This is a genomic window from Bacteroidia bacterium (genome assembly GCA_019695265.1).
Lineage (GTDB): Bacteria > Bacteroidota > Bacteroidia > JAIBAJ01 > JAIBAJ01 > JAIBAJ01.
This window is the reverse complement of record JAIBAJ010000005.1, coordinates 62851-72899: the sequence shown is the minus strand read 5'-3', so window position 1 is coordinate 72899 and position 10049 is coordinate 62851. Positions and strand designations below refer to the sequence as shown.

The window sequence follows — 10049 nt, the reverse complement described above, 5'->3', positions numbered from 1 at the left end:
CAAAAGGCTAACCATTGCAGCCAAAGCTTCAGCAATTCTAATTTCATTTGTTTTTCAATAAAACCTTTTGATGGAAGAAATCAATTTCTGTTGAAACAATTATTTTTTCCGGTTCAACTCGAATGATACATCGGCTAGGCTTGAGAAACAGCTTTTTTTCCGAACCATCCGGCATTTGAAAATTCATTTCGTTTTCCAGGGTCATTGGGCCTTCAAAGGTAAAAGGAGTCGTGAGGTAATTTGCCAATTGAACCCGTTTGATCACCAATCGTTTTCCCATGAAATTGATAAAAATCTCAAATACTGCATCCACTACTTTTACACTGATTTTGTTGCGCTTTTCATCATAGTCGATTGCCACTTTTCCTACCACCTGATCTTTGTAAATTCCAAAACCTGCATCCACGGTGGCGTCGGTAATAAATGAAGCTGAGTCTTTCTGCAATTGAATACGCATATTGCTTAAAAACCAGGTATATTTCTTCTTCATCAGCAGAATTTCATATTCCTCTGTACCGCTAATTTCACCAATTGCGCCAAAGAGTTTATTTAAGGTTTCCTGATGCAGAATAACAACCAGGTCGTTGGCAACAGGTACTTGGGCAGGAATCCTATGGCTAATTCCGGCAAAGGCTAAGAAAAAAAGGAGTATCCACTTTTTCATGGGGCACGAAGGTAGCCAAAATACGAGGAAGCAAGTCGAATTAGCATTCCGGATTGTGGTCTATTCACAAAGTTTTAGACCTTTGTAGAATCTATGAGTTTTTATCTAACCGCAGTTGTTTTGGCATTAGCCTTTGGTGGGCTGAGTTTTGGGATATTTTTCTCGATGAAAATCTTCAACATACCAGATATTACTACCGATGGAAGCTTTACCTTGGGTGGAGCCTTAACAGGCATTTTGCTACTCAGTGGAATCTCTCCGGTGCTGACCCTGATTTTAAGCCTGGTGGCCGGATTTTCAAGCGGATTTTTAACCGGGTTTATCCATACCCGTTTAAAAGTAAATCCATTGCTGGCCGGCATTTTAGTGATGACAGCTTTGTATTCCGTCAATTTAAAAAGCATGGGCAAATCCAATCTGGCCTTGGTGGATGTAGCAACCCTTTTCGGAAATTCCAATCTTTCTGAAACCTGGTTTCAGGTAGTGATTCTTAGTGCCTTGGTAATGGTATTGATACTTGCCTTGTTTTTCCTGTTAAAAACGGATTTTGGAATAGCCATGCGGGCAACAGGAAACTCTGCAGAAATGGTGAAAGCTTATGGGGTAAATTCCGATACTATGAAAATGATTGGCTTGGGTATAGCCAATTCTCTGGTAGCGTTAAGTGGCAATTTGGTTACCCAGGTGCAAGGTTTTGCCGATATCAATATGGGGGTAGGGATAGTAATTGCAGGTTTGGGTTCTGTAATAATTGGAGAAACCTTGTTTTCGTTTCTGGGTATTGGTTCCCTATTGGTTCGTCTGATTTTTATTTTCATTGGCACCCTGATTTTTCGATTAATCATGGCATTTGTATTATCACAAGGTATAGATCCGGTTTGGTTAAAATTAGTAACTGCCTTAATGGTTTTGTTGGTAGTAGCCTTCCCAATTCGAAGCAAAACGGCGTAAGCCAATTCCAATTGAATGCCTGAAAAAGAAAAATTTAACGGCAAATTAAATCTGTTTGTCTAACTAATTTTATCAAAACTTCGGAGAATTTAAATATTTTGTGTTGAGGTAAGCGCACTACCATTTAATAGGTATTTTTGGAAACCCTATTACCTATTGAAAACCTTATCTTTCCATGATAACTATTCTTGCTGAGCGAAGCATTCCCTTTTGTTTTTTGGCCAAACTATATTCCAATGGCATTATTGAAATTGTATGGGACGAAGGTGTTAACGAAGTAGAATTAGACCACATGTGGATGGTAAGGGATGCTGTAAAGGACTTGGGCCATGGGAAAAGGATGCCCATTTATATTGTCACCCACTCTTTTTTGAGAATAGAGAAAAAGGCAAAGGAATTTGCCTCATCCGCTGAAGGTCAAAAATACACGTTTGCCAATGCTGTTTTGGTTGATACCATCGGAAAACGAATCTTGTTTAATTTCTACATGCTTTTTTTTAAGCCGGTATCTCCAACCCTACCGGTCCATAGCCAAGCCGAAGCATTTGAATGGCTGTTGGAGATGAAAAACCGAGAGGAATCCAAAGAACTTATTTTGGAAAATCAATTAATCCGATGAAGATAATTCAATTCGATTAATTTTGCCCTCCTTAAAAATCAAAAAATGCCTTATTTATTTACTTCTGAATCTGTATCTGAAGGTCATCCTGATAAAGTGGCTGACCAAATTTCAGACGCCCTAATTGATAATTTTCTTGCCTTTGACCCTGAATCAAAAGTTGCTTGTGAAACCCTGGTAACGACCGGACAGGTAGTTTTGGCCGGAGAGGTTAAGTCGAAAGCCTATTTGGATGTTCAAGAAATTGCCCGTGGGGTAATTCGTAAAATTGGTTACACTAAGAGCGAATATATGTTCGAAGCCAATAGCTGTGGAATTCTATCGGCCATTCATGAACAAAGTGCTGATATTAACCAAGGTGTTGACCGTAAAAAGAAAGAGGACCAAGGAGCAGGTGACCAAGGAATGATGTTTGGCTACGCAACCGACGAAACCGAAAACTACATGCCTTTGGCCTTGGATTTATCGCATGGTATTCTTTTGGAATTAGCTGCCCTACGCCGCGAAAACAAAGCCATTAAATACCTTAGACCGGACGCTAAAAGTCAGGTTACTTTGGAATACGATGATAACAACCAACCTGTAAGAATCGATGCTATCGTAGTTTCAACCCAACACGATGACTTTGATACTGAAGCTAAAATGTTGGCAAAAATCAAAAAAGACATTATCGAAATTTTGATTCCTCGTGTTAAAGCTAAGTATCCAAAATATACCAAGCTTTTCAACGATAAAATTAAATACCACATTAATCCAACCGGCAAATTCGTAATTGGAGGTCCACACGGTGACACCGGATTAACCGGACGTAAAATCATTGTGGACACTTACGGTGGTAAAGGTGCGCACGGTGGAGGTGCATTTTCAGGAAAAGATCCTTCAAAAGTTGACCGTTCAGCAGCCTATGCAACCCGTCACATTGCCAAAAATCTGGTAGCAGCCGGAGTTGCTAAAGAAGCCTTGGTTCAGGTTTCATACGCTATTGGTGTAGCCCAACCAACTTCTATCAACGTAAACACCTTCGGAACTTCCAAAGTAGGTTTAAGTGATGGTGAAATAGGAAAAATCGTAGAAAAATTGTTCGATATGCGCCCTTATTTCATCGAACAAAGGTTTAAACTTCGCACCCCGATTTACAGCGAAACAGCAGCCTATGGCCACATGGGTCGCAAAAATGAAGTGGTAACCAAAGAATTCAAATCTCCGGATGGGAAAGTGAAAAAACTGAAAGTTGAACTTTTTTCATGGGAGAAATTAGATTATGTTGATGCTGTTAAAAAAGCCTTTGGTTTGGACAAAAAAGCAGCACCTGCTAAAGCAGCAGCCAAAGCAGCGCCAAAAGCCAAAGCAAAAAAATAGTTCATACAGATGAACAGAAAAGGACAGGGAAACCTGTCCTTTTTTTTTGCCCCTTCCCTTGCTGAGGCAGGTTAGATAAGGAGAATGGTTAGATAATAAAAAAGGTTGAGGTTGCACCCTCGGGCAACGATAGAGGCAAGTAGCCCACAGGACCCCTACGGCTTTAGCCTAGGGGGACGAGGACTACAGCCGATAGCGTGACCTGAACGCCCGTGCAGGTTGTTTGGGGTACAAAATAAAACTAGATGGGCGGAAGGGGCCCGCATAATAGGAATTTAAAAAAAAAGAGCGGATACATTCTGTTTAATCCAACTTGCATTTGAATGCTTCATTACGATATCTAATACAGCGTTTGGGTTTAACCAGGTATGAATGCCTAATTTAGGGCTGGTCTAACTCCGGTTCAAGGCAAAGAAACAAGCGACCTTCTTGCTGTAATGCCTGATAATACAGTTGGTATAACCTCAGTCGATCATTTTCATCGGGGGCTTCACGCAATGGATCGAATTCCCATTGGTAAATTGGCTTGCATAAAATGGTTAGGTCGTAATGAGTTTGTTCATAATAGGTTTGGACCAAGGGCGACACCTTACCGAATTTTACTTCACTCCAAATTTTAATCACCAGTACATCGGTATCGCAAACTACAATGCTTTTGCCTTCTGCCTCTGCTTTTCGTTCATTCTCCAGCTGACCTTCTAGGATAGCATCCAAATCTTCGAACCTGTAAGAATCGATTTTTTCTAAGTATTCCCGTGCAAACTCTTCAGCTAATGCTGCATTCCAAACTTTTTTCAAATGCCTGGCTAAGGTGGTTTTTCCACTGCATTCCGGACCTGTAATGGCTATGCGTTTTATTCTTGAAAACCTTCTTTCCATTCCCCTAATCCTCTAATGGCCAACAAGGTATAAAATATGAACAAAAGAGCAAACATATCCATTCCTTTATAATGGTATAAACCAACAGAAATGGAATCGATCACTATCCAGTACCACCAATTTTCGATTTTACGCTTAGCGGCTAACCAATTGGCGGCCAAACTAAAGGTTGTAAGCAAAGCATCCAGAAAGCTTAAATAGGAATGGTAATGAAGGAATGAAAAATACCCTAATCCCAAACCTACCACTGCGGCAGTGGTGCAAAGCCAAATATGCTGTTTTATGCTGGTATATTCAACAACTAAACCCTTACTTTCGCTTGATTTATACCAGTTAATCCAACCATAAATTGCCATAATCAAATAAAACACTTGCAGTAAGGCCTCATAAGGCAATTGCTGAAACAAGTAAACATAGGCAGCTAAAATGGTGCTTACAATCCCAACCGGCCAGCACCATATATTTCGTCGAGCGGTTAAAAAGACGGTAATTACACCGGTAATAATGGCATAAAATTGAATGGAATTGGGCGATAATGCTATTTCGAGGTAATCAGGCTGCATGGGATTAGCTATTGCCTGAATAAGCTTTTACCTTGATTTGGATTTCCTGAAAAGCGGCTAACGGATGACTATCATTCCAAACTACGCCCAACAAGGCCATTCCTTGAAATCCCAAATCAATTACCTTTTCAATTTTATCCATTTCAACTCCACCATAAGCAATGATAGGATTTTTTGATTTTTGCAAGGCCTCCATCAATCCTCGTTCTTTAAATGCCGGGTGATACTTACCTTCACTAAGGCTTTCAAATATGGGACTTAAAAATGCATATTCATAAATAGGAGGATCAAAGTATAAATTAGCCAGTTTACTATAAGAAGCAGTAACTTTAATATCCTTACGTTTATACCTAAGGTAGGCCAAACGCAACTGTTGATACCACCCCGGTTTTCTGCTTTTTTTATTAAGATGAATTCCGGCCAGGTTAAATTTTGTAACTAAGCTATAGTTGTTATGAATAAAAATTCGGGGATGAAACTCTTCAGGAATTCGTAACAAATAATCAATCATTACATCTTCTGAAAAGCCGGGTTTTTTCAAATGAAAGTACATCAAACCCTGCTTAAACATTTCAGTTACAACTTCCGGTTCCCCTTTGATTCGACTGGGTGGTGAAATAATGATAATTTTCACTAAGACTTAGAATAAGATTTTACGGTTTTTGATATAGTTGAAATTAGTCCGGCATCCTTCTCCACGGCATTTCCAACCACGATTAAATCGGCGCCTGACCGGAGTTTTTCCTGGGCCATATCGGCGTTTTTTATTCCCCCACCAACAATTAATGGAACATCGATATTGGATGAAACCAACTGAATCATTTCCGGAGTAACGGACTGGTGAGCCCCACTTCCTCCGTCCATAAAGATACATTTCAGACCCAACATTTCACCTGCCATGGCTGTGCAAGCCGCAATGTCTGCTTTATCGGCAGGGATAGGAGTGGTATTGCTCATATAAGAAGCAGAAGTTGGCTTTCCGCTTTCTATCAGCATATATCCGGTTGGAATAATTTCTAATTTACTTCTGCGCAAGGATGGCGCAGCTTCCACATGTTTACCAATCAGCATTTCAGGATTACGTCCGGAAATCACCGATAACAACAGAATCGCATCTGCATTTTTATTAACCATTAAACCATTACCGGGAAACAACACCACCGGAATAGTACTATTGGCCTTAATTGTAACAATACAATCTTCCAGGCTTCCATTGGTCAACAAACTTCCACCAACAAAAAAATAATCTACACCTTCTTCATTGGCCAGTTTAATCAACTGTAAAAGCTCGTCCTTCTTGGGTTTGTCCGGGTCAATAAGTAAAGCAAAGGATTTCTTTCCTTCCTTTTTCCGTTGAACCAGTTGAGAATAAATCATGATTGAATGGGACAAATATAGGGTTTAGACTTTAATTTTTTTATGTTTAGGGTTTGAAGATTCGATAAAGTCTTTCCATTCAACAACTTGATAATTCCGTTTATTCAAATTTTCAATTTAAAAGCCAGTGTTAAACATTGAATCGGAAATGCATAATGTCTCCGTCATTCACGATGTATTCTTTTCCTTCTACCGACATTTTACCGGCCTCTTTGCAGGCAACTTCAGAACCATATTTCAAAAAGTCGGCATATTTAATTACTTCCGCTCTGATAAATCCTTTTTCAAAATCGCTGTGAATTACTCCCGCAGCTTGTGGAGCCGTATCTCCGTGATGAATGGTCCAGGCTCTTACTTCTTTTACCCCGGCAGTAAAATACGTTTGCAGGCTTAACAAGCGGTAAGCAGCCTGAATAAGTTTATTCACGCCAGGTTCATTTAATCCTAAATCAGCTAGAAAACTCATGCGATCTTCCAGGCTATCCAATTGAGCAATATCTGCTTCAATAGCGGCCGAAATCAACAAAACCTCTGCCTTTTCATCTTTTACAGCATCCTTCACCAATTCTGAAAATTTATTTCCGCTAATCACACTGCCTTCATCCACATTACACACATATAAAACCGGCTTGGAAGTTAAGAGGAAAATATCTGCTACATGTCGCTTATCCTCCTCTTCCACCGGAGCTGAACGGGCGTTTAAACCCTTTTCAAGATGATTCTTATAAATAGTAAGAACCTCAAAAGCCTTTTTAGCCTCTTTGTCACCTGTATTGGCTGCACGAGTAACCTTGGCTAGTTTCGCTTCCACACTTTCCAAATCCTTCATTTGTAATTCAAAGTCGATGGTTTCTTTGTCGCGCAGGGGATTCACTGATCCATCCACATGGACAATATTTCCATCTTCAAAACAACGCAACACATGAATAATGGCATCGGTTTCGCGGATATTGGCCAAAAATTTATTACCTAGGCCTTCCCCTTTGGACGCCCCTTTTACCAAACCTGCAATATCAACAATTTCAATGGTGGTTGGCACAATGCGTTCCGGCTTAACCAGTTCCGACAATTTGTTTAAACGATCATCGGGAACTGTAATAACACCGACATTGGGTTCAATGGTGCAAAAAGGGAAATTGGCCGCTTGGGCTTTTGCATTTGATAAACAATTAAATAAGGTTGATTTTCCAACATTGGGCAAACCAACAATTCCACATTGCAAGGCCATTTGTTTAAATTTTAGGGGCGCAAAGGTAGTATTTCAGGGAAAGAAATTACCATAGGTCGGCAAGAAATAGTCCATTGGTTTTTCCAAATATTTTCAAATCTGTATGCACCCATCAAAAGACCCAACAGAATAAAACACGAAGTAAAACCATAGTACTTCAGGTATTTCACTGGAAATCAACCCGTTTAAACTAATAGTTACAAAACAAATCGGGGAATCCGGTAAGGAATTTTAGGTAAGGATTTCCGGTTTGTATTCCAAATACAATTGCTATAACCTAAAGTACAAATTATTGATTTTCAATAAATTAACTCAAATCAAATTAACAGAAAACAAACAAGTTCGACTTCTTTTACTGACTTCCAAGTTACCCTCTTGATAAATTTGCGTTTAATTAGTTCTATCTGCCTTTCTTTCGTACCTTCGCACACTTTTTTCGAAAGCGTTAATCTGCATGTCGACCGAAACAAATCCAATCCAGTTTTCGCCAGAGAGTCTGGAAATCTGTAAACGAATTATTGCCCGTTATCCTGAAGGACGCCAAAAATCGGCCCTACTTCCAATTTTACACTTGGCTCAGGCTGAGTTTGGAGGTTGGCTTAGTCCTCAAACCATGGACTATGTGGCATCTATTCTGAATATTCAACCTATTGAAGTATACGAGGTAGCATCCTTTTATACCATGTATAACCTGAAGCCGGTTGGTAAATGCCTTATTGAAGTTTGCCGAACCGGACCTTGCTGGTTACGAGGTGCCGAAGATATTGTTAAGCACCTTGAAAACAAACTAGGCATTAAGGAAGGCGAAACAACTTCCGATGGCATGTTTACCCTTAAAACGGTTGAATGCATGGCCGCTTGTGGTACCGGTCCTATGTTCCAATGTGGTGACCACTATTTTGAAGAATTAACTACCGAAAAGGTAGATGGATTATTGGAAGAATTCCGTAAAAATCCACCACCGGTTCGTAACATTGTTTAACCCATCCCGAATTTAGAACGAAGGTAATTTAATTGCTATGGCAAGAAAAATTCTTACCCAACATATTGAGGTTCCAGGTATTGAAACCATCGAAGTATTTCGTCAACATGGCGGCTATTCCAGTTTGGAAAAAGCTTTGCGCATGAATCCTGACGATGTAGTGGAAGAGGTAAAAAAATCCGGATTAAGAGGCCGGGGAGGAGCAGGTTTCCCCACCGGTATGAAATGGAGTTTTATTGATAAGAAATCTGGAAACCCCCGTTACCTGGTTTGCAATGCCGACGAAAGTGAACCTGGTACATTCAAAGACCGCTGGTACATGCAGAAAAATCCGCATGGATTGGTAGAAGGTATGATTGTTTCCTCGTTTGCTCTTGGAGCTAACACTGCCTATATTTACATCCGGGGTGAACTGATTTTTGTAGCAAAAATTCTAGAAAAAGCAATTGCAGAAGCTTATGCTGCAGGATTTTTAGGTAAAAATATTCTCGGCACCGGATTTGACCTTGACCTGTATGTGCAACCCGGTGGAGGGGCCTACATTTGTGGGGAAGAAACTGCCCTAATTGAATCCTTGGAAGGCAAACGCGGTAACCCAAGGTTAAAGCCACCTTTCCCTGCTATTGCAGGATTGTACGGCTGTCCAACCGTTGTAAATAATGTTGAAACCATTTCGGCGGTTCCTCATATCGTTAATATGGGAGGGGACGAATACGCTAAAATCGGTATCGGACGCAGCACCGGAACAAAACTAATTTCGGCTTCAGGACATATCAATAAACCCGGTGTTTATGAAATTGAGCTTGGACTGCCGGTAGAAGAGTTTTTATACTCCGACGAGTACTGTGGAGGTATTTGGAAAGGCCGCCAATTAAAAGCTGTGGTAGCCGGTGGATCATCCGTTCCAATTTTGCCTGCTCATCTGATTACCACAACTGCCAAAGGAGAACCTCGATTGATGTCTTATGAAAGTCTTTCCGATGGCGGTTTCGCTACAGGTACCATGCTGGGTTCAGGTGGGTTTATCGTTTATGACGAAACGGCCTGCATAGTTCGAAACCTTTGGAACTTCACCCGTTTCTACCACCACGAAAGTTGCGGACAATGCAGTCCTTGCCGCGAAGGTACCGGATGGATGGAAAAAGTACTTCACCGCATTGAACACGGCCACGGCAAAATGTCGGATATTGATCTATTGGTTGACGTTGCTAAAAAAATTGAAGGCAATACCATTTGTCCACTTGGTGATGCTGCAGCATGGCCTGTTGGTAGTGCCATTCGTCATTTTAGAGCCGAATTCGAATACCATGTGCTTCATCCTGATAAAATTTCCGATCCAAAACACGGCGAAAAAAATCCCTTAATGCTGGTATCTGCCCCTGTAACACAATAATTATCTTTACCCTACGATTTCATTAGAAGTTCTC

The 10049-nt window shown here is 40.5% G+C and carries 11 protein-coding genes; 5 read left to right on the top strand and 6 right to left on the bottom strand.

Annotated features, from left to right (window positions below; all coding sequences use genetic code 11):
- Positions 1-43: 43 nt before the first annotated feature.
- Entirely contained in the window at positions 44-664 is a 621-nt protein-coding gene (locus tag K1X82_01915; protein MBX7180840.1) for a hypothetical protein, read from the bottom strand.
- A gap of 93 nt (positions 665-757) precedes the next feature.
- Between K1X82_01915 and K1X82_01910 the strand changes: the two genes are divergently transcribed.
- From K1X82_01910 to metK, 3 genes are all read left to right on the top strand, one after another.
- Positions 758-1615, top strand: coding sequence for an ABC transporter permease (locus K1X82_01910; protein MBX7180839.1), 858 nt, complete (start codon positions 758-760; stop codon positions 1613-1615).
- A 175-nt stretch (positions 1616-1790) separates the two neighbouring features.
- Positions 1791-2234 carry a hypothetical protein gene (locus tag K1X82_01905; GenBank protein MBX7180838.1) on the top strand — a complete coding sequence of 148 codons (444 nt, stop codon included), beginning with the start codon at positions 1791-1793 and terminating at the stop codon, positions 2232-2234.
- A 45-nt stretch (positions 2235-2279) separates the two neighbouring features.
- Positions 2280-3593 (top strand): methionine adenosyltransferase, encoded by a 1314-nt coding sequence (gene metK / locus K1X82_01900; GenBank protein ID MBX7180837.1) that lies wholly within the window; start codon positions 2280-2282, stop codon positions 3591-3593.
- A 381-nt stretch (positions 3594-3974) separates the two neighbouring features.
- Here the strand turns inward: metK and K1X82_01895 are convergent, their stop codons facing one another.
- The 5 genes from K1X82_01895 to ychF all read right to left on the bottom strand — a co-directional run bounded on the left by K1X82_01895 (position 3975) and on the right by ychF (position 7640).
- Positions 3975-4472, bottom strand: a complete 498-nt coding sequence (locus K1X82_01895) for an ATP-binding protein (protein MBX7180836.1) — start codon at positions 4470-4472, stop codon at positions 3975-3977.
- Positions 4448-5035, bottom strand: a complete 588-nt coding sequence (gene pnuC / locus K1X82_01890; GenBank protein ID MBX7180835.1) for a nicotinamide riboside transporter PnuC — start codon at positions 5033-5035, stop codon at positions 4448-4450. The genes K1X82_01895 and pnuC overlap by 25 nt, the downstream gene beginning before the upstream one ends.
- A gap of 4 nt (positions 5036-5039) precedes the next feature.
- Positions 5040-5669: a thiamine phosphate synthase gene (locus tag K1X82_01885; protein MBX7180834.1), complete on the bottom strand. Its 630-nt coding sequence runs from the start codon at positions 5667-5669 to the stop codon at positions 5040-5042.
- Positions 5669-6412 carry a geranylgeranylglyceryl/heptaprenylglyceryl phosphate synthase gene (locus tag K1X82_01880; protein ID MBX7180833.1) on the bottom strand — a complete coding sequence of 248 codons (744 nt, stop codon included), beginning with the start codon at positions 6410-6412 and terminating at the stop codon, positions 5669-5671. The genes K1X82_01885 and K1X82_01880 overlap by 1 nt, the downstream gene beginning before the upstream one ends.
- A 130-nt stretch (positions 6413-6542) precedes the next feature.
- Positions 6543-7640 (bottom strand): redox-regulated ATPase YchF, encoded by a 1098-nt coding sequence (gene ychF, locus K1X82_01875; protein MBX7180832.1) that lies wholly within the window; start codon positions 7638-7640, stop codon positions 6543-6545.
- 454 nt (positions 7641-8094) lie between these two features.
- Between ychF and K1X82_01870 the strand changes: the two genes are divergently transcribed.
- Together K1X82_01870 and nuoF are read left to right on the top strand one after the other, a co-directional pair.
- Positions 8095-8622 carry an NAD(P)H-dependent oxidoreductase subunit E gene (locus K1X82_01870; GenBank protein MBX7180831.1) on the top strand — a complete coding sequence of 176 codons (528 nt, stop codon included), beginning with the start codon at positions 8095-8097 and terminating at the stop codon, positions 8620-8622.
- A 37-nt stretch (positions 8623-8659) separates the two neighbouring features.
- A complete protein-coding gene (nuoF, locus tag K1X82_01865) occupies positions 8660-10015 on the top strand; it encodes an NADH-quinone oxidoreductase subunit NuoF (GenBank protein MBX7180830.1) in 1356 nt (451 codons plus the stop codon).
- Positions 10016-10049 lie beyond the last annotated feature (34 nt).